The sequence below is a fragment of the Curtobacterium sp. VKM Ac-1395 genome, assembly GCF_015350975.1.
Taxonomy (GTDB): Bacteria; Actinomycetota; Actinomycetes; order Actinomycetales; family Microbacteriaceae; genus Curtobacterium.
On record NZ_JADKRX010000003.1, the window covers coordinates 552,317 to 570,910 of the forward strand.

Consider the following 18,594-nt stretch of genomic DNA (forward strand, 5'->3'; position numbering starts at 1 on the left):
CTCAGCTGTGCGCCTTCGCCCAGGTCGCCTGGACGGTCTCGGTGAAGGCACTCGGCGTCGTCCTGCCGGCCATGACCTCCTGCAGCGCACCGCCCATCTTCGTGAGCATGTCGGTCGTGCTCCAGTCGTAGTAGCCGACCTGGGTGCCGGCCGCGATGGTGTCCTTCAGCGCGGTGAGTGTCTGCTCCTGCAGGGGGTCCTTCGAACTGACACCGTCGGTGACCACGGGGAGCCGACCGGTGTCGAGGATCCACTGTCCGGTCTCCGGGGTGTGCAGCATCGCGAGGAACGCGATCGCAGCGTCCTGGTGCTCGGACTTCGCGCTGACGTGCCAGGGCGATGCGGTCGCACCCACGCCACCGGAGGTCAGGGACCCGAGCCCGAAGCCGTCGGAGTCGAGCGATGCGCCGTTCCACGAGCCGCCGACGAAGAAGACGCCGTCGCCCTTCGCGAACCTGGCGATGGCGTCCTCGTTGCTCAGGCCGTCGTAGCCCGAGCCGAAGTAGCCCTTCTGTGCCCAGTCGCGCATCGTCTGCGCGGCCTCCTCGTTGCCGTCGGTCTCGAACGTCGCACCGGACTCGCCACCGATCCAGGTCGCGATGTCCTTCGGCTGCTGCTTCGTTGCGGCGATGTCGGAGAAGACGTGCGTCGCCGCGTACTGGTCGGAGTTGCCGAGCATGATCGGCTGTTCTCCGGCCTGCTCGGCCTTCGCCAGGTCCGTCTCGAGTTCGTCGATGGAGGTCGGCGGCTGGAGCCCGAGCGCGTCGAGCTTCTCCTTGTTGTAGTAGATGCCCTGGACCTCGCTGATCGGGGACATCCCGTAGAGGGTGCCGGACCCGAAGGCGGTGCCGGCGGCGTTCCACTTCGCCGGCCCGAGCGTGGACGCGCCGGTGCCGGTGGTCCAGCCGTAGACCTCCGCGACGTCGTCGAGGGGACGGACGAGCTTGCCCTTCACGAGTGCGCCGTCCACCGCGTAGCCGATGTTGCCCTGGAACACGTCGGGGGCGTTCGTCGAGTTGGCGGCATTCACGACCGTCGCGATGAGGTCGTCGAAGCTCTTGTACGTGATCTTCACGTCCACGTTCGGGTACTGCTTCTCGTACGCCGGGACGAGCTTCTGCATGAGGGGCTTCTCGGCGACGTCCGCCCACATGGTCAGGGTGGTGTCACCACCGTCCGCCACCGCCGCCGCGGTCACCTTCTTCGTGATGTCGGGCTGGTCGGCGCTCGCGCCCGAGCCGCCTGCGCCGGGCGCGGAGCAGCCGGCGAGGGCGACCGCGAGGCCGAGGACTGGGAGTGCGGCGAGGAGACCTCGCCGACGTGCACGTTGACTGGTCATGGTCACTTCCGGGTCGTGAGGAGCGTGTCGGGGGTCGCGGGTTCGTGCTGGTCGGGGCTCGTGGCGTCGGCGCGGTGCAGACGCTCCGTGCGCAGCGTCGCGGTCGCACGGTGGGCGGACATGCCCTCGCTCGCGGAGATGACGTCGACGGCGTCGGCGAGTGCCGGGGTGGCCTCCCTGGTCACCTGCTGGAACGTGAGCGGCTTGAGGAAACGGGACACGGAGAGGCCGGCGCTGTGCCGGGCGCCACCTGCGGTCGGGAGCGTGTGGTTCGTGCCGGCCATGCCCTTGTCCGAGTAGGCGACCGTGCTCCACGGGCCGATGAAGAGCGAGCCGTAGTTCGTGAGCCGGTCGTGGTACCAGGCGTCGTCCTCGGTCTGCACCTCGAGGTGCTCCGGGGCGAGCTCGTCCATCACCAGGGCGGCCGCTTCACGGTCGTCGACCAGGATGACCGAACCGTGGTCCCGCCAGGCCGGACCGCAGATGGCGTTCGTGGAGAGCGTCGGCAGCTGGCGCTCCACCTCGGCGACGACCGCCTCGCCGAGCGCCCGCGACGTGGTCACCAGGGCTGCCGGCGAGTTCGGGCCGTGCTCGGCCTGCCCGAGGAGGTCGGCCGCGACGAGCTCGGGGTCGGCCGTGTGGTCGGCGATGACGGCGACCTCCGACGGGCCGGCGAGCAGGTCGATCGCGACGGCACCGAACAGCTGTCGCTTGGCTTCGGCGACGAACGCGTTCCCCGCTCCGACGATCATGTCGACGGGTGCTTCGCCGAGCAGCCCGAACGCCATGGCGGCGAGCGCCTGGACGCCGCCGACGACGAAGAGCCGGTCGACACCGGAGACGAAGGCCGCGTACGCGACGGCGGCGTTCACCCCGCCGTCCGGCTGGGGCGGCGTGCAGGCGATGACGGTGGGGACCCCGGCGGCCTTCGCCACGCCGACGCTCATGAACGCGCTGGCCGTCAACGGGAAGCGCCCGGCGGGGAGGTACGCGCCGACGCTGCCGACCGGGACGTAGCGCTGCCCCACGGTCAGGCCGGGCAGGAGCTCGGCGGAGAAGTCGCTGAGGTGCTCGCGCTGCAGCCGGGCGAACTGCTGGGTGCGCTCGGCGCCGAGTTCGATGGCCGCGCGCAGGGCGGGGTCGAGGCGGTCGCCGGTGGCGGCGAGCTCGTCAGCGGTCAGCTCCACGACGTCCGCGTGGTCGAGTTGCAGGGCGAACCGGCGGACGGCGTCGACCCCGTCGCGCTCGATCTCGTCGAGCATCCCGCGGACGCGGTCGGCCACCGCGGGGTCCAACTGGGCTTCCGGCACGTCGACGCCCGGGGCCTTGACGAACGAGTACAGGTCGGCGTTGTCCGCCACGAAACGAGGGCTGAGCTTCATGCAGACGACCCTGCCGAACGTCGAGGGCAAGGACAAGGGTGAAACATCCACGGCAACCCATAGGGTAGCCCTATGACGCTCACCCAGCTGCGCGCGTTCCTCGTGATCACCGCGGCTGGTTCGTTCTCCGCCGCGGCCGCGCAGCTCGGGATGGCTCAGCCCTCAGTGTCCGAGCTGGTGAAGCGGCTCGAGGAGACGTACGGCGTCCGCCTGTTCACGCGGGGCAGCCGACGGCTGGTGCTCACCGCCGCCGGCGAGGCGCTCCTGCCGTTCGCGCAGCAGGCCGTCGACGCCGCCGACGGTGCGGACCGCACGCTCCGGGACGTCACGAGCCTGCAGGGCGGGGTCGCCACGTTCGGGCTGCTCCGGAACGCCAACTACTACTTCCTGTCCCGGCTGCTCGAGCGGTTCCACTCCCGCTACCCGGACGTCCGGCTCCGCGTGATCGGGCTCAACTCCGTCGAGGTCGCCGAGGCGGTCGCAGCCGGGGAGCTCGAGGCAGGGCTGGTCGTGCTGCCCATCGACGCCGACGGCCTCGAGGTGACCCCGCTCCGCCGCGACGACGTGCTCTACGCCTCGGCTGACCCGTCCCACACGGAGCGACCCGTCACGATCGAGGACCTGGCGGCCGCCGACCTGATCCTGTACGACGCGCACTACGGGTGGCGCGACCCGACGCGTCGGCAGCTCATGGAGCGGGCACAGTTCGCCGGGGTCTCCCTGCACGCCCGGATCGAGGTCGAGCACATCGACTCCGCACTCGACCTGGTGGCGCGCGGTGCCGGCGACACGATCGTGTCCGGTGCCGTGGCCGCCGCCCCGACGTTCCCGGCTGGAGTGCACACCGTCCGCTTCGCCGAGCCGCTCCACGACACGATCGCCCTCGTCCGACGCCAGGGCGTCCCGCTCTCGCCGGCGACACGCGAACTCGCCCGGCTGGCCCGACGCATGCTCCTCGAGCCCTGAGGACCTGCTCCGTGGGGATCACGGACCCGGCCGTCTGCTCGACGACGCGCCCGCCACGGAGCACGACGGTCGCCGTACCCAGCCGGGCGGCCTCGTCGTCGTTGTCGTCGCTGCGGCTCGGGGCCAGATGACGGATCTGCTCCGGAGCGATGACGGATCCGGCCGTCTCAGCCCGGGTTCCCTGGACCGGATCCGTCACCCCGCGGAACGGGGACTCGTTCCGCCCGCGATCTGACCCATGACGCGTGCGATGGGAAGCGGGATCGCGCGTGCCGGGCCAGAACGATCGACTGACCACGCGCGGAACGACCTGTCGCGGGAATCGGCGGCCTCGACCTCAGCTCTGACCGAGGTTCGTCACCAGGTTGATGGCGACCGCGATCAGGACCGTCCCGAAGAAGTACGACAGCAGCGCGTGCGGCAGGGCCTTCCGCCGGGTCGCGCTGTCGTCCGGTTCGACCTCGGGAGCCGCGTACGACATGCCGACCGTGAAGGCGAAGTAGGCGAAGTCGCTGTAGGTCGGGCGTGCGTCCTGCTTGACGTCGAACCCACCACCGCGGTGGTCGAGGAAGAACATCCGGGCGTACTTCAGCGCGTACACGGTGTTCACCAGCGCCCAGGCGACCATCACCCCGAGGACGCCCAGGACCACCGCCGCGACCGAGGCAGGGTCACGGGCGTGGCTCGCCTCCCCCAGGGCGAGGACCACCGCGGCGAGGCTCGCGAGACACGCCACGATGATGGCGTTGTCCGTGAGCCGCGAGTCGGACTCCTCCCGCGCCAGACGCTCCGTGCCGTCCGGGTCCTGCCGCCAGCACCGGCGCCACACCTGTGTCAGCGCGATGACCCCAGCCGTGCACCACGCCGCGAGCGGGCCGAGGGAGGGCGCCCCGAGGAACAGGCAGGCGACGCCGACGACGACGCCGATCGCGACGTAGGCCGAGGCGCGGCCCGGCGACAGTATCCGGTCGTTCATCACGCGTGCCGCGTCGATCGGTCACGCTGACGTCGGCACCGGAGCGGTCTCCGGGTGCAGGACGACCTTCGTCCAACCGTGGTCGCGGGCGTCGAAGTGCGCGTACGCCTCCGGCGCCTGGTCGAGCGGGAGCTCGTGGCTGACGATCCACGACGGCGTCGCCCGTCCACTCGCGATGAGGTCGCGGAGTGCCCGGTTGTACCGCTTGACCGGGCACTGCCCTGTCCCCATCGACTGCCCGCGGAACCAGAACTCACCGAAGTCGAACGCGACGGCACCGCGCTGGGCCAGGGCGTCAGGACCCCCGGGGTCCTGCGGGACGTACACGCCGACGACACCGATCGTGCCGGTGAAGCGCACCGAGCGCACCAGTTGGTTCAGGGTCGAGTTCGGGCGCTCCTCTCCGTCAGGATCGTGCGCCTGGTAGCCGACGCACTCGCACCCGTTGTCTGCTCCGAGCCCCATCGTCAGTTCGTTCACCGCCTCGACGGGATCGACCGCCGAGTCGTCGATCGGGATGGCTCCGATCTCCTCGACCTTCTGCAGCCGGTCGGGTTGTCGGTCGACGACCATGACCTTGCTCGCTCCTTTGAGGACCGCGGAGTACGCGGCCATGCACCCCACCGGTCCGGCGCCGTAGATGACCGTCTGGTCGCCCGGCTGCACGCGCGCGAGTTCAGTCGCGTGGTAGCCGGTGGGGAAGATGTCCGCCAGCATCACGTAGTCGGTCTGCTTCTCCTGCGCGTCCTCACCGAGACGCAGGCAGTTGAAGTCCGCCCACGGCACGCGGAGCAGCTCCGCCTGTCCGCCGGCCCAGGGCCCCATGTCGGCGAACCCGTACGCAGCGCCGGCCATCGCCCGTTCTGGCTGTGCGGTGAGGCAGTAGTTGGTGAAGCCCCGCTCGCAGTTCTTGCAGTGCCCGCAGGCGACGTTGAACGGCAGCACGACCCAGTCTCCGACCTGCACCTCGTCCACGGCGTCGCCCACCTCGATCACCTGCCCGAGGTTCTCGTGGCCGAACCACCGTCCGGTCTCGAAGTCGGTCCGTCCCTCGTACATGTGGAGGTCGGAACCGCAGATGTTGGTGGTCGTGATCCTGACCAGCGCGTCGGTCGGACGCTCGATGCGGGCGTCGGGGACGTCCTTGACACTGACCCTGCGCGGGCCGTCGTACACAACTGCTCTCATGACCGTGCCTTTCGTGCTGTTCGTGCTGTTCGTGCGTGATGGTGCGAGTGCTGCCGGTCGGCGTCCTCCGCCATCAGGAACCGGGCCGGAAGACGGCGCGGACGCACCCGTCCTCCTTCTGCTTGAACATCTCGTACCCACGAGGGCCCTCCTCGAGCGGCATGACGTGGGTCGCGAGGTGCTCGGTGCTGATCTCCCCGGCGGCGATCCGGTCGAGGATCATCGGGATGTAGCGGTGTCCGTGCTGCTGAGCACCACGGACCGTCAGGCCCTTGTTCATCACCGCGCCGAAGGGGAACTTGTCGACGAACCCGCCGAACACCCCGAGCGAGAACAGGCTGCCGCCCTTCCGGCAGGCGTAGATCGCCTCGCGCAGCGCCGTCGGCCGGTCCGTCTGCAGCCGGAGCTGCTGCTTGACCTGGTCGTACAGGTACTGCGGCCCCGTCCCGTGGGCCTCCATCCCCACTGCCTCGATGCAGACGTCGGGACCGCGGCCTCCGGTGCGCTCCTTGAGCTCCGCCAGCACGCTCTCGCTGCTGTAGTCGAGGGTCTCGGCACCGATGTGCTCCCGGACCTGCCGGAGGCGTTCGGGCAGTCGGTCGATGACGACGACCTGCTCGGCCCCGAGCAGCATGGCCGCCCGCGCCGCCATCTGGCCGACACCACCGGCACCCCACACCGCGACGGTGTCACCGGGTTGGATGCCCGCGAGGTCCGCCCCGGTCCACCCGGTCGGCGCCGCGTCCGACGCGAACAGCGCCGCGACGTCCGACACCCCGTCGGGCACCGGGAACGCCCCCTGGTCGGCGTACGGCACGCGGACGTACTCGGCGTGACTGCCCGCGAACCCGCCGAGCGCGTGACTGTAGGCGAAGCAGCCGCCGATCGGCGAGCCCCACATCGTCTCGGTCAGCCCCGGGTTCGGGTTGCCGTTGTCACAGAGCGAGAACAGCCCGTGCGTGCAGTACCAGCACTGTCCGCAGGCGATGAACGAGCAGACCACGACTCTGTCCCCCACCCGGTGCTTGCGGACCGCGGACCCGACCTCGACGACCTCGCCCATGAACTCGTGGCCGAGGACGTCCCCGGCACGCATCGTCGGGATGTACCCGCCGAGCAGGTGCAGGTCCGAGCCACAGGTGGTGCTGAGCCGCACCCGCAGGATGACGTCGTGGTCGTTGAGGATCGCCGGGTCCTCGACCGTCTCCACCGAGGTCTCGTTGACCCCGGTCCAACACAGTGCCTTCACAGTGTCCCCTCCTCGTTGCTCCGCGCCGTCGCCAGTTCCACGAGTGCTCCGGTCGGCGTGGCCGTTCGGCGGCCGTGGGGCACCGGGTCGACCCGGAGCACCTCGCCGACCTCGATCAGTTGCTTGGCTTCCCGCAACGCAGCGCGGAGCCGTCCGCGGTCGCGGTCGCCCGCTGCTGCTCGGGAGGCACCCTGCCGGAAGCGGGCGCGCAACTCGGTGCCCTTGTCGCCGGGCGCGATCCGGGCCTCCAGTTCGACGGCGTCACCGAACCGCGCGAGCGGCCCCGGCGTCCGTCCCGCCGGCAGGACGTCGTCGACGTCGCGGGCGACGGTGACGGTGACGGCGAGCCATCCCGACCGCGGAGCGGAGGCCGCTCCCGTCCCCGGCGCGGATCGTGGTCGGCGTCGTCGGGCGAGCACCACGGCGCTGGCTGCGGCGACGACCACCGCGGCGCCGACCAGCCGGGGCGTCATCGGGGTGCTCCGTGCTGACGGGTCCGGGTGACGGGTCCGGACCGAGCAGGTCCGGTCTGTGTGACGTGTTCCATCGCGGCCTCCTGAGTCGCTTCGATGCGGATCAACGAGACGGAGAACGGCTGAGACGGACATGCCGGGAAGGCACTCGCTCAGTGACGCTCCCGCCGGTCCAGGGTGCGACGTGACTCGGCCTCGTGTCCGCGACTTGTCCACGATGCGTCGCTGTGTTCCGCCGTCGGGACGAGCATGCGAGCAGCCGCAGGGCCGAACGACGGATCCGCTCCGGACGATGACGGATCCGGCCGTCTCAGCCCGGGTTTCCTGAACCGGATCCGTCAGTCCGCAGAGCGGGAACCCGTTCGGCGCGCGGTCCGACCCATGACGCGAGCGATGGGAAGCGCAATCGCGCGTCGGGGGTCAGAACGAACGACCCCCGACGCGCGGAACGACCTCCTCCGCGCGGAACGACTCACGACGCGCGGAACGACTCACGACACGCGGAAGCGCTCCGCTGCGCCCGCGCACGCGCCCGGCGTCAGCGCGGCAGCCGCGGCACCGCGTCGAGCAGCGCCCGCGTGTAGTCCGACTCCGGGGCTGCCAGCACCCGGGCGGTGTCGCCCTGCTCCACCATGCGCCCGCCACGGAGCACGACGGTCGCCGCACACAGCCGCGCGACGACGGCCAGGTCGTGCGAGACGAGCACGATCGTCATGCCGTGCTCCTCGGCGAGCCGCTCGAACAGCTCGAGCACCGCGACCCGCGTCGTCAGGTCGAGCGCGCTGACGGGTTCGTCGGCCACGAGCACCCGCGGCCCGGACACCACGGCACGGGCGATGGCGATGCGCTGGCGCTGGCCGCCCGAGAACTCGTGCGGGTAGCGACGACCGGCGTCGGCGTCGAGCCCGACGTCGCGCAGGGCTGCGGCGACGCGGTCGGTGGCCTCGGAGCCGGAGGCCACGCCGAGGGACCGGAGGGGCTCCCCCACGATGCGGTCGACGCGCTGCCGGGGGTCGAGGGACGAGTACGGGTCCTGGAACACCGGCTGCACGGCCGTGCGGAAGCGGTGCATGCCGGCGCGGTCCCGCCGGTCGAGCGCCGAGCCGTCGAAGGAGACCGTGCCCGAGTCGGGCGAGGCGAGCCCGAGGAGCATCCGGAGGACCGTGGTCTTGCCGGCGCCGGACTCCCCGACGATGCCGAGGTGCTGCCCGGGCTGGACGGCGAACGACACGTCGTCGAGGGCGAGCCCGGCGTGGCGCCCCGGGTACCGGAACGTCACGTCGTCGAGGGCGAGCAGGGCGGTCACCGGGGACCTCCTCGACCGCGGTCGAGCGCGTCCTGCAGGGTCCTGGCGCTGCCGACGAGCCGCTGCGTGTACGGGTGGCTCGGTGCGGCGATGACGTCCCGCACGGGTCCCTGCTCGACGGCACGACCGTGCTCGAGCACGAGCACCCGGTCGACCGTGCGTGCCACGACGGACAGGTCGTGGCTGATGAAGAGCATGCCCATGCCGCGGTCGGCGACGGCGCGGTCGAGCAGGTCGAGCACCTCCGCCTGCACGGTGACGTCGAGCGCCGTGGTGGGCTCGTCGGCGATGAGGACCCGCGGTCGACAGGCCAGTGCCATCGCGATCGCCACGCGCTGCCGCTGACCGCCGGAGAGCTCCCACGGGAACGCGCGGGACACCCGGTCGGGGTCCGGCAGGGCGACGTCGACGATCGCCTCGTGCACGGCGGAGCGCAGGGCCTCGCCCCGGAGCCCCCGGTGTCGCCGCAGCGGCTCGGCGATCTGGTCGCCCGCGCGCATGATCGGGTCGAGCGCGGTCATCGGCTCCTGGAACACGGGTGCGACCACAGCCCCGCGCACACCGCGGAGCGCTCGCTCGGACGTGCCGACCACCTCGACGTCGCCGACCCGGATGGACCCGGAGACCGACAGGGCGGACGGCAGCAGGCCCAGCACGGCGAGCGCGGTGAGCGACTTGCCGCTGCCGGACTCGCCGACGATGCCGAGGCGGCCGCCGTCCTCGACGGCGAACGAGACACCGTCGACGAGTGCCGCCCCGTCGGCGGTGGTGATGCGCAGGTCGGTGACCTCGATGGCGGGGCTCATCCGAGCCTCCTGTCCGTGTCGTCGGGGGTGGTCGCGACCGGCGCGACGGTCCCGACTCCGTCACCACCCACGGTCGTCCCGGCCGGGAGGCTCGGTGCGGCTCCGCGCGTCGCTCGCCGTCCACGGCGGGTCGGGTCCGCGACGTCGCGCAGGCCGTCCGCCAGCAGGTTCGCGCCGATGACCAGCGCGACGAGCGCGAGGCCGGGGGCCAGGACGCCCGCCGGCGCCTCGAAGGCCGTCTGCTGGGCGTCCTGGAGCATGCGGCCCCACGAGGCGTTCGGCGGCGGGGCGCCGAGGCCGAGGTAGGACAGGCTGGCCTCGGCGAGCACCGCGAGCCCGAACTGCAGCGCGAGGTTGACGGCGAGGGTCGGCCAGATGTTCGGCAGCACGTGCTCGGTGACCACGCGCGCCCACGACGTGCCGGAGGTCCTGGACGCGGTGACGTACTCCTGTCGGAGCACCCGCCGGGCCAGGATCCGGACCAGTCGGGCGACGACGGCGGTCATCACGAGGCCGATCGCGATGATCGCGGTGCCGAGGGAGGCGCCCCGGGCGGCGACGAGCAGCATCGCGACGAGCAGCGTCGGGAACGCGATCACGATGTCGAGGACGGCGGACAGCGTGTCGTCGAGCCAGGGGCGGGCGAACGCGGCGGCCAGACCGACGGCGGTGCCGAGGACGCCGCCGACCAGGACCGCACCGAGCCCGGTGGCCAGGGCGATCCGCGCGCCGATGAGCAGCTGGGTGGCGAGGTCGCGGCCGAGGGTGTCGGTGCCGAGCCAGTGCGCGCCGCCGGGCGGGGTCAACCGGCCGCCGGACGTGTCGTACAGCGAGTACGGCAGCCAGATCAGCGAGACGACCGCGGCGACGACGACCAGGCCGACGAGCACGATGCCCACGGTCAGGGACACCGACCGGCGGGCGCTCATCGGTTCCCCGAGACGCTCGAGCGCAGGCGCGGGTCGACGATGCGCTGCACGACGTCGGCGATGAACCCGATCACGAGCACGGCGACGGTGGACACCAGGAGCACGCCCTGGATGCTCGGGTAGTCGTGCTGCTCGATCCCGGTGATGAGCATGCTGCCGAGACCGGGCAGGGCGAAGACGCTCTCGACGACGACCGCGCCGAGGAACGTCGACGCGAGCTCGATGCCGAGGACCGCGATGACCGGGACGACCGCGGACCGGACACCGTGGCGCAGGAACGCCGACGCGGTGGACGCCCCGAGCGCCCGGGCCGTGCGGATGTGGTCGGCGCCGAGGACGTCGAGCACCGCGCTCCGGACGTAGCGGGCGATCGACGCGGTCATCACGACGGCCACGGTGATGATCGGCAGCGCCAGCGACTGCAGCGCGTCGCCCGGGTACGTCCAGTCGTCGCGGGGGAAGCCGCTCGAGGGCAGCAGTCCCCACTGCAGCGAGACGACCTGCACGAGCAGGATCCCGATCCAGAAGACGGGGACCGCGATGCCGAGCTGGGTGATGCCGGAGAGCAGCACCCCGTACCAGCGGTCGGCGCGGGCTGCCGCGACGAAGCCGACGACGCTGGCGACGACCACGGCGACGACGAACGCGATGAGCGTCAGCGGCACGGTGACGACCAGGCGCTGCGCGAGGTCCGGCAGCACCGGCAGGCCGCTCGTGAAGGACGTCCCGAGGTCGAGGTGCAGCATCTGGCCGAACCAGTGCACGAACTGCTGCGCCAGCGGCTGGTCGGAGCCGACCGCCCGCCGGGCCGCTGCGACCTGGTCCGGGGTGGCGTTCGCCGCGAGGAGGGCGTTCGCCGGGTCACCGGGCAGGATCCGCAGGAGCGCGAACACCACGACCAGGGACGCCGCGAGCGACAGCACGAGGATGCCGAGGCGGCGGAGGACGTACGCGGTCATGGGGTGCTGCGGATCCTGCCTGGTGGGTGTCGGTGCGGGGCCGGCGCGGTCGCCGTCCGCGACTAGGAGACGGTGATGCCGGAGACGGGGAACTGCGAGTTCAGCCCGTTCTTCCAGTATCCCGTGACGTCCTTGTCGGACACGACGATCTGCGGGTACAGGTACAGCCAGTCGCTCGCCGCGTCCTTGACGATCTGCTCGTTCGCCTGCTTGAGCAGCTCGGTCTGCTGGTCCTCGGACGTGGCCTGCTCGGCGTCCGCGATGTCCTGCTGCACGTCGGCGTTGTCGTACCCGAAGTAGAAGTCCGGGTCGCCGTAGAAGACGACGTCGCGGTCGTTGACGTGCTCCTGCAGCGTGGCCTCGAAGTCGTGCTGCTGGTACACCTTCGTGTACCACTCGTCGGCGCTGATCGTGTTGATGTCGACGGTCACGCCGACCTTCTTCAGTGCGCTCTGCAGGTACTGCGCGACCGCGGGGTGCGGGTCGTACGACGGGGTGTCGAGCGTGAACGTGAAGCCGTCGGCGTGGCCGGCCTGCGCGAGCAGGTCCTTCGCCTTGGCCGGGTCGTACGCGTTGACGCTCGTCAGGTCCTGGTACCACGGGTCGGTCGGCGGGACCATCGACCCGTTCACCGTGCCGTAGTCACCCCAGATCGCCTTGAGCAGGGCCTTCCGGTCGACCGCGGCCGAGATCGCCTGGCGGAGCTTCACGTCCGTGAACGGCCCCTTCGCGTCGTTGAACGCCAGGAGCTCCTTCGTGGTCGAGTCACCCTCGCTGACCGTGTACTTCGACGTGTCTGCCGTGAACCGGGAGAGCGCGTCCGGGGACTGGATGCTCGTGACGACGTCGACGCGGCCGCTGGCCAGGGCGTTCGAGAGCGTGGAGGCGCTGGTGAAGTAGTCGAACTCGACGCCGCCGTTCGCGGGCTTCTTGCCCCAGTAGCCCGCGAAGGGCTCGAGGGTGAGCGACGAACCGCGCTTGAAGGTGCCGAGCGTGTACGGCCCGGTGCCGTTCTCCTCGGTCTTGAGCTTCGTGGCGTCCGCGGGCACGATCCACACGTACGACAGGTTGTAGACGAACGAGATCGAGCGCTTCGACAGCGTCACCTCGACGGTGTCGTCGTCCGGCGTGGCGATCGACTTCACCACGGACAGGCTCGACTTCCGCGACGACTGCGAGTCCTCGGCGGTCACGCGCTCGATCGAGCTCTTGACGTCGGCGCTGGTCAGCGTGCCACCGTCGTGGAACTTGACGCCCTTGCGCAGCGTGAACGTGTAGGTCAGGCCGTCGGAGGACGCCTTGTACGCCGTCGCGAGCAGCGGAGTGACCTTGCCGTCGTCGCCGAGGCGGAACAGGCCCTCGTAGACGTTGTCCTGGAAGGCCTCGTTGACGCCCTGGCCACCGCCGTCGACGTTCGAGAGGTTGGTCGGCTCGTAGAGGGAGCCGATCGCGACGGTGGCGTCGGCGCCGGAGGACGAGCCGCCGTTCGAGGACGAGCAGCCGGCGAGGGCGAGGCTCAGGGCGATGCCGGATGCGACGAGCGCGGCTGCGGTGCGGGACTTCACGGGACTCCTGGTCGTTCGGGGTCGGGTTCGGGGTGTGGGTGTGGTGCTGGTGCTGGTTGTCGGTACCGGTCAGGCCTGGTGCGCGACGTACCGTTCGCCGGCGTGGACCGGCACGTGCAGGCGGTTCTGGAACGGCGGCAGCGGGCAGTTGTACTGGTCGCTGAACCCGCACGGCGGCACGAAGGCCTGGTTGAAGTCGAGGACGACGTCGGACTCCTCGCCCGTCGACGACCCGGCCGGACGCTCGACGAAGAGGAAGCGGCCAGTGCCGTAGGTGCGGTCGGCGTCGTCGGTGCTGCGGTTCGTCGGGTCGCCGAAGACCAGGAGCAGGGTGCCGTCGTCGTCGAAGGCGCTGAGTGTGTACGAGCGGCCGTCGATCGTCGCCGTGATGTCGCCGGGGACGACCAGGTCGCGCGTGGCACCGGCGGCGTCGCGGAGGTGCTCGTAGGGGATGGTGCGGCCGGGCTCGGCGGGCGTGAAGTGCGCCGTGATGCGCCAGGCCGGGTCGTACGGGAAGACCGGGACCTCGACGAACGACCGGTTCGCCGGGGACTCGGCGTCCCACAGGCGGTAGCCGTGCTCGGGCGCCCCGGTGTCGAGGTCCTTCCGGTGCACGGCGGTCGCGACGACGCTCGCGGGCTGGCCGTCGAGCACGGCGTCGAGGTCGGGCTCGGTGCCGTCCGGCAGCCACACCGTGGACACGAGTGCGAGGTCGCCCTGCGGGCCGGTCACCCGCTGGCGGCGGGCTTCGCGCCAGGCGTGCCAGGAGTCGGGGGCGTCGTTCGTCGTGGTCGCGTCGGTGATGCTCATCGAGATCGACAATCGCAGAGTGGCGTTCGGTATTCCCCTGCCGCGTCACACGGAGCAACACGTGTGGTCGTCGCGGACGGCCGGAGCGTCAGCCGCCGCGCCGCGGTCGGACCGTCGGGCCCGGCTCCACCGCCGGCGCGGCTCAGGACCAGCTGCCGTCGTCCCGCCCGAGGTGGTCGCGCCCGAGCTCGGTGACGGGCAGAGCACCGAGGCTCGTGAACCCGATGTCGAGCAGCACCGCCCGGGAGGCCCCCGATCCCCCGAGCGTCGCCATGCCCTCGATCACCGCGCAGAAGTACGCGCCGAGGGAGTCGGCGTCCGCGGCCGGATCGACTTCGCCGGCCTGTTGCGCGTCGACGATGCAGGCCGCGTAGTGCGCCCGCATCGTGTCGAACGCCGCTGCCACCGTCGAGGCCACCTGTGCGTCGGACGCCCCGAGCTCGACCGCGGCCTTCATGAACAGCGACGGTGCCGCCTGGGCTGCCCCGTGCGTCACGGCCACCTGCACGAGCTGCGTCCGGATGCGCGTGATCGGGTGGTCCGACCCGTGCCGGACGGCCTCGACCGCTTCCACCGCCTCTGCCGTGTCGCTGAGGAACGCGCGCATGAAGAGCTCCCGCTTGCCGCCGAACGCGTTGTACAGGCTCTGACGGGCGAGTCCCGTCGCCTCGAGCAGGGCGTCGAGCGAGGTGCCGGCGAACCCGGTCTCGGCGAACGCCTGGCGTGCGCGGGCGACGACGTCGGCCTCGTCGAAGGTGCGGGGTCTGGGCACGGGGCTCCTCAGGATTCTGGACTGATAGGTCCATAACGGCGTACGTTCTGGACCACGCAGTCAAAAACTACACGGAAGGACCATCATGGGCCACACACTGCAGGACAGGACGGCACTCGTGACCGGCGGGACGTCGGGGATCGGGCTGGCCGTCGTCCGACGGTTCGTCGAGGAGGGCGCCCACGTCGTCGTCACCGGGCGACGCCAGACGCAGCTCGACGAGGTCGCGGCGGAGTTCGGGGACGCGGTGACCGTCGTCCGGGCGGACGCGTCCGACAGCGCCGACGTGGCGACCCTCTTCGAGGCCGTCGCCGCACGGGGCAGAGGGCTCGACGCCGTGCACGTGAACGCCGGCGGCGGGGAGTTCAAGGCCCTGGCCGACGTGAGCGCCGAGGACGTCGACGCCGCCTTCGCGACGAACGTGCGCGGAGCGGCCCTCACGGTGCAGGGTTCGCTGCCGTTCCTCCACGACGGTGCCGCGATCGTCGTCACGGGCTCCACCTCAGCCTCGGGCACCGAGCCGGCGCTGGGCCTCTACGGTGCATCGAAGGCCGCCGTCACCACGATGACGCGCACCTGGGCGGCCGAGCTGGCCCCCCGGGGCATCCGCATCAACACGGTCACCCCCGGGCCGACCGAGACCCCCGGCCTGAAGGGCCTGTCCCCCGACGCCCCGGACGCGCTGCTCGAGCAGATCGCGGCCGGGATGCCGTTCGGTCGACTGCTCCGGCCGGAGGAGGTCGCGGCCGCCGTCCTGTTCCTGGTCTCCGACCAGAGCTCCGGCATGACCGGCAGCGAGCTCGTCGTCGACGGGGGCAGCAGGATCGCCTGACCCCGGGGCCACCGAGCGCTCGCCGTCGGCCGCACTGGGGTCACGGCGGGCCGCTCGGCTACGGCAGACTGCAGGGACCCGAAACCAGGAGTGTTCTTCATGTTCGTCGTCGCCATCGTCTTCCTCGTCGCCGCGCTCGTCGCGCTGTCCTTCCGGGGGCGGACCTACACGACCCCGGAGCGCCCGGCCACCCCCGGCCGCGAGGCCCGCCCCGCACTCACCACCCGTCGCCCGAACACGGTCGCCACCTGGACCGCCGTGAGCGCCGGCGTGCTGTTCGTCGGGTTCACCATCGCGAGCACCGTCTACGCGCAGGACACGGGCGAGTCGAAGGTGCAGGTCGACATCTCCGGCAACATCGTCGGGCAGACCACGGACTCCGGGTTCCACCTCAAGGCCCCGTGGGCGACGCTGCACACGTTCAACATCCGCAACCAGACCGTCACGTACATCAACTCGGTGAACGGCTCCGAGTCGGACAACAACGGCAACATCCGCTCCGGCCCCTTCGTCACCGTGCAGGACCAGGACGGTGTCTCCTCGAACGTCAGCCTGAACCTGCAGTACAGCATCGACGCCAAGTCGGTCACCGACATCTACCGGTCCTACAAGACCGAGGAGAACTTCAAGACGCAGTTCATCGGCAACTCCGTGCGCAGCGTCGTCCGCCAGGTGCCGAACGACTTCACCACCATCGAGCTGATCACCAAGCGCGGCTCGGTCGAGAAGTCGATGATCCAGGCGCTCGAGAAGCGCTGGAAGGGCTCCGGCGTGCACGTCGACAACTTCTCGCTGCAGGAGATCACGCCGCCGAAGGCCGTCACCGACTCGTACGCCGCGGCGCAGCAGGCCCAGATCCAGGTGACGAAGGAGCGCGCCCTGCTCGACGCCAAGAAGGTGCAGGCACAGCAACAGGTCGCCGAGGCACAGGGTCAGGCCGACGCGAACAAGGTGCTCAACGCGCAGCCGCTCTCCGACGCCGCGCTGAAGCAGCGCGAGATCGAGGCCCTGAAGAGCGCCGGCGACAACGGCTCGCTCATCGTGGTGCCGCAGGGCAGCGACAACATCCTCAGCCTGCCGGGGACGGACAGGGGCTCGTCGACCAAGTGACGGTCGGGGCCCGTCCCGGCCCGTTGACGGACAGGAGGCCCGTGGCGACGCCGCCACGAGCCTCCTGTCCGTCGTCCGGTCCCTGCTACAGGAAGTAGCGCAGCCAGATGTAGGGGAAGCAGAGCCCGACGGTGACGGCGGTCACGACGATGCCGTACTTCGTGAACTCCCAGAACGAGATGTGGTGACCGTTGCGCTTGGCGATGCCGATCATCACGACGTTGGCGCTCGCGCCGACCGCCGTCAGGTTGCCGCCGAGGTCCGCGCCGAGCGCCAGGGCCCACCAGAGCGGACGTGCCTCGGCGCCGCCGGACTGCACGATGTCGTTCGTGAGCGGCGCGAGGGTCGCGACGAACGGGATGTTGTCGACGATGCCGGAGAACAGCGCCGAACCGAACAGCAGGACGCCGGAGGCGCCGAAGTAGTTCTCCCCGACGGCGCCCTTCGCCGCCTGGCCGATCGTCTCGATGACCCCGAGGTTCACCAGCGACCCGACCATGATGAACAACCCGGCGAAGAACAGCAGCGTCTCCCACTCGACGTCGCCGAACACGCGCTTCGGCTCCAGGCGCGCGAGCAGGACCAGGAGCCCGGCCCCGAGCAGGGCGACGATGGCCGGTTCCAGCCCGGTGAACGTGGACGTCACGAAGCCGACGAGCACGAGGCCGACCACGACGAGCGAGCGTACGAGGAGGCCGCGGTCCCGGATCGCCTCCTTCTCGTCGAGGGCCATCACCCGTTCTGCACGTCCGGCGTCGTACGCGAAGGTCGACCGGAACAGGACGCGGCACAGCCCGACCAGCACGACGATGAGCACGACGATGATCGGCGCGAGCTGGACGATGAAGTCGTTGAAGCCGATGTCGCCACGACTGCCGATGATCAGGTTCGGCGGGTCGCCGATGAGGGTCGCGGTGCCGCCGATGTTCGATGCGAACACCTCGGCGAGCAGGAACGGGACGGGCGACTTCCCGAGGCGCTGCGCGACGAGCAGGGAGACCGGGGCGACCAGGAGGATCGTGGTGACGTTGTCGAGGAACGCCGACAGGACGGCGGTGATCACGATGAGCATCACCATGATGCGGAAGGGCCGGCCCTTCGCCGCCTTCGCCGACCAGATGGCGAGGTACTCGAAGAGGCCCGTCTGTCGCAGGATCCCGACGATGATCATCATCCCGAGCAGCAGGAACACGACGTTCCAGTCGATGCCCGTCTCCTCGGAGAAGAACACCGCGGCGTCGTCGGTCGCCCCGATGAGGACCATGAGTGCCGCACCGCCGAGTGCGACCAGCACCCGCGGCAGCTTCTCGGTCGCGATGAAGACGTAGGCGGCGACGAAGACCGCGATCGCCAGGACGATCTGGACCGTCACGAGCGCGCGTCCCAGCGTCCCACCAGGGCGTCGAGGAGCCCGGGGAGGGTCACGAACACGGGCTCGTCGCGGGACGGGTCGTGGACGAGCGCCACCTGCGTCCCGGCGTCCACCATCCGAGCAGCCACCTCGACCAACCCGGCGTCGGCCGGCACGACCAGCACCCGGCGCACCGCGACGGAGTCGTCGTCGACGAGGTCGCCGAGGGTGCGGCCCTCCATCCCGAGGCGCAGGTCCTCGACGCCGTCCGCGCCGAGCGTGTTGGCGAGGGACAGGTCGTCGAGCAGGTACCCCGGGAGCATGTACCGCGTCACGTCGATGCTCGACACCACCGCGGACGGGTGCCCGTCGTGCTCGGCGATGACGAGCCCGAGGAGGTCCTGGTCGGCGATCAACCGGATCGCGTCGAGGGCCGGGGTCGCCCGGTCGACGACGACCAGCGGTCCGGCGATGTCAGATGCGTGCATGGGGTGCTCCGTCCGGGGTGCGCGGGGGTCGCGCGCGGTCTCAGCCGGCGTCGCTCTGCCGACCGGGCAGCCGACTGCGGCGCGTCCGGCCAT

At 71.0% G+C, this 18,594-nt stretch carries 18 protein-coding genes; 3 read left to right on the forward strand and 15 right to left on the reverse strand.

All coding sequences use genetic code 11. The features are described from left to right. Position 1: 1 nt before the first annotated feature. Entirely contained in the window at positions 2-1,339 is a 1,338-nt protein-coding gene (locus tag ITJ68_RS11215; protein WP_194661317.1) for an ABC transporter substrate-binding protein, read from the reverse strand. Between the two features lie 2 nt (positions 1,340-1,341). Further along, positions 1,342-2,721, reverse strand: a complete 1,380-nt coding sequence (gene hisD / locus ITJ68_RS11220) for a histidinol dehydrogenase (RefSeq protein ID WP_194661318.1) — start codon at positions 2,719-2,721, stop codon at positions 1,342-1,344. A gap of 72 nt (positions 2,722-2,793) precedes the next feature. Here hisD and ITJ68_RS11225 point away from each other — a divergent pair, with 72 nt between their 5' ends. Then, positions 2,794-3,687 (forward strand): LysR family transcriptional regulator, encoded by an 894-nt coding sequence (locus ITJ68_RS11225; RefSeq protein ID WP_194661319.1) that lies wholly within the window; start codon positions 2,794-2,796, stop codon positions 3,685-3,687. A 337-nt stretch (positions 3,688-4,024) separates the two neighbouring features. On the opposite strand, the gene ITJ68_RS11230 is transcribed toward ITJ68_RS11225, so the two are convergent. The 11 genes from ITJ68_RS11230 to ITJ68_RS11280 form a co-directional block, all read right to left on the reverse strand. Then, positions 4,025-4,663 (reverse strand): DUF1345 domain-containing protein, encoded by a 639-nt coding sequence (locus tag ITJ68_RS11230; RefSeq protein WP_194661320.1) that lies wholly within the window; start codon positions 4,661-4,663, stop codon positions 4,025-4,027. A gap of 21 nt (positions 4,664-4,684) precedes the next feature. Next, on the reverse strand, positions 4,685-5,851 hold the full coding sequence (locus tag ITJ68_RS11235) for a glutathione-independent formaldehyde dehydrogenase (RefSeq protein ID WP_194661321.1): 1,167 nt from the start codon (positions 5,849-5,851) through the stop codon (positions 4,685-4,687). Positions 5,852-5,924: 73 nt separating this feature from the next. After that, complete coding sequence (locus ITJ68_RS11240; protein ID WP_194661322.1) at positions 5,925-7,100, reverse strand: zinc-dependent alcohol dehydrogenase; 1,176 nt, start codon at positions 7,098-7,100, stop codon at positions 5,925-5,927. Then, a complete protein-coding gene (locus ITJ68_RS11245; RefSeq protein ID WP_194661323.1) occupies positions 7,097-7,573 on the reverse strand; it encodes a hypothetical protein in 477 nt (158 codons plus the stop codon). Before ITJ68_RS11245 ends, ITJ68_RS11240 begins: the two co-directional genes overlap by 4 nt. A gap of 538 nt (positions 7,574-8,111) precedes the next feature. Further along, positions 8,112-8,879 carry an ABC transporter ATP-binding protein gene (locus ITJ68_RS11250; RefSeq protein WP_194661324.1) on the reverse strand — a complete coding sequence of 256 codons (768 nt, stop codon included), beginning with the start codon at positions 8,877-8,879 and terminating at the stop codon, positions 8,112-8,114. After that, the gene (locus ITJ68_RS11255; protein ID WP_194661325.1) at positions 8,876-9,685 is read right to left on the reverse strand and encodes an ATP-binding cassette domain-containing protein; all 810 of its coding nucleotides are present in this window, start codon (positions 9,683-9,685) and stop codon (positions 8,876-8,878) included. Before ITJ68_RS11255 ends, ITJ68_RS11250 begins: the two co-directional genes overlap by 4 nt. After that, a complete protein-coding gene (locus tag ITJ68_RS11260; RefSeq protein WP_194661326.1) occupies positions 9,682-10,614 on the reverse strand; it encodes an ABC transporter permease in 933 nt (310 codons plus the stop codon). Before ITJ68_RS11260 ends, ITJ68_RS11255 begins: the two co-directional genes overlap by 4 nt. Continuing rightward, entirely contained in the window at positions 10,611-11,573 is a 963-nt protein-coding gene (locus ITJ68_RS11265) for an ABC transporter permease (RefSeq protein ID WP_194661327.1), read from the reverse strand. Before ITJ68_RS11265 ends, ITJ68_RS11260 begins: the two co-directional genes overlap by 4 nt. A gap of 62 nt (positions 11,574-11,635) precedes the next feature. Next, complete coding sequence (locus ITJ68_RS11270) at positions 11,636-13,138, reverse strand: ABC transporter substrate-binding protein (RefSeq protein ID WP_194661328.1); 1,503 nt, start codon at positions 13,136-13,138, stop codon at positions 11,636-11,638. A 69-nt stretch (positions 13,139-13,207) separates the two neighbouring features. Further along, entirely contained in the window at positions 13,208-13,948 is a 741-nt protein-coding gene (locus ITJ68_RS11275) for a DUF1684 domain-containing protein (RefSeq protein ID WP_194661329.1), read from the reverse strand. A gap of 142 nt (positions 13,949-14,090) precedes the next feature. Further along, positions 14,091-14,720, reverse strand: coding sequence for a TetR/AcrR family transcriptional regulator (locus ITJ68_RS11280; protein ID WP_194661330.1), 630 nt, complete (start codon positions 14,718-14,720; stop codon positions 14,091-14,093). 85 nt (positions 14,721-14,805) lie between these two features. On the opposite strand from ITJ68_RS11280, the gene ITJ68_RS11285 reads away from it, so the two are divergent. After that, positions 14,806-15,552: an SDR family oxidoreductase gene (locus ITJ68_RS11285; protein WP_194661331.1), complete on the forward strand. Its 747-nt coding sequence runs from the start codon at positions 14,806-14,808 to the stop codon at positions 15,550-15,552. 99 nt (positions 15,553-15,651) lie between these two features. After that, positions 15,652-16,662: an SPFH domain-containing protein gene (locus tag ITJ68_RS11290; protein WP_194661332.1), complete on the forward strand. Its 1,011-nt coding sequence runs from the start codon at positions 15,652-15,654 to the stop codon at positions 16,660-16,662. Between the two features lie 85 nt (positions 16,663-16,747). Here the strand turns inward: ITJ68_RS11290 and ITJ68_RS11295 are convergent, their stop codons facing one another. Together ITJ68_RS11295 and ITJ68_RS11300 are read right to left on the reverse strand one after the other, a co-directional pair. Then, positions 16,748-18,034, reverse strand: coding sequence for an SLC13 family permease (locus ITJ68_RS11295; protein WP_194661333.1), 1,287 nt, complete (start codon positions 18,032-18,034; stop codon positions 16,748-16,750). Further along, a complete protein-coding gene (locus ITJ68_RS11300; RefSeq protein ID WP_194661334.1) occupies positions 18,031-18,501 on the reverse strand; it encodes a CBS domain-containing protein in 471 nt (156 codons plus the stop codon). Before ITJ68_RS11300 ends, ITJ68_RS11295 begins: the two co-directional genes overlap by 4 nt. Positions 18,502-18,594: the final 93 nt, after the last annotated feature.

What these genes read in the sequence shown, in the direction of transcription:
- ITJ68_RS11215 (WP_194661317.1), bottom strand. Translation starts at nt 1,339, where the DNA reads ATGACCAGTCAACGTGCACGTCGGCGAGGTCTCCTCGCCGCACTCCCA.
- hisD (WP_194661318.1), bottom strand. Translation starts at nt 2,721, where the DNA reads ATGAAGCTCAGCCCTCGTTTCGTGGCGGACAACGCCGACCTGTACTCG.
- ITJ68_RS11225 (WP_194661319.1), top strand. Translation starts at nt 2,794, where the DNA reads ATGACGCTCACCCAGCTGCGCGCGTTCCTCGTGATCACCGCGGCTGGT.
- ITJ68_RS11230 (WP_194661320.1), bottom strand. Translation starts at nt 4,663, where the DNA reads ATGAACGACCGGATACTGTCGCCGGGCCGCGCCTCGGCCTACGTCGCG.
- ITJ68_RS11235 (WP_194661321.1), bottom strand. Translation starts at nt 5,851, where the DNA reads ATGAGAGCAGTTGTGTACGACGGCCCGCGCAGGGTCAGTGTCAAGGAC.
- ITJ68_RS11245 (WP_194661323.1), bottom strand. Translation starts at nt 7,573, where the DNA reads ATGACGCCCCGGCTGGTCGGCGCCGCGGTGGTCGTCGCCGCAGCCAGC.
- ITJ68_RS11255 (WP_194661325.1), bottom strand. Translation starts at nt 9,685, where the DNA reads ATGAGCCCCGCCATCGAGGTCACCGACCTGCGCATCACCACCGCCGAC.
- ITJ68_RS11260 (WP_194661326.1), bottom strand. Translation starts at nt 10,614, where the DNA reads ATGAGCGCCCGCCGGTCGGTGTCCCTGACCGTGGGCATCGTGCTCGTC.
- ITJ68_RS11265 (WP_194661327.1), bottom strand. Translation starts at nt 11,573, where the DNA reads ATGACCGCGTACGTCCTCCGCCGCCTCGGCATCCTCGTGCTGTCGCTC.
- ITJ68_RS11275 (WP_194661329.1), bottom strand. Translation starts at nt 13,948, where the DNA reads ATGAGCATCACCGACGCGACCACGACGAACGACGCCCCCGACTCCTGG.
- ITJ68_RS11285 (WP_194661331.1), top strand. Translation starts at nt 14,806, where the DNA reads ATGGGCCACACACTGCAGGACAGGACGGCACTCGTGACCGGCGGGACG.
- ITJ68_RS11290 (WP_194661332.1), top strand. Translation starts at nt 15,652, where the DNA reads ATGTTCGTCGTCGCCATCGTCTTCCTCGTCGCCGCGCTCGTCGCGCTG.
- ITJ68_RS11300 (WP_194661334.1), bottom strand. Translation starts at nt 18,501, where the DNA reads ATGCACGCATCTGACATCGCCGGACCGCTGGTCGTCGTCGACCGGGCG.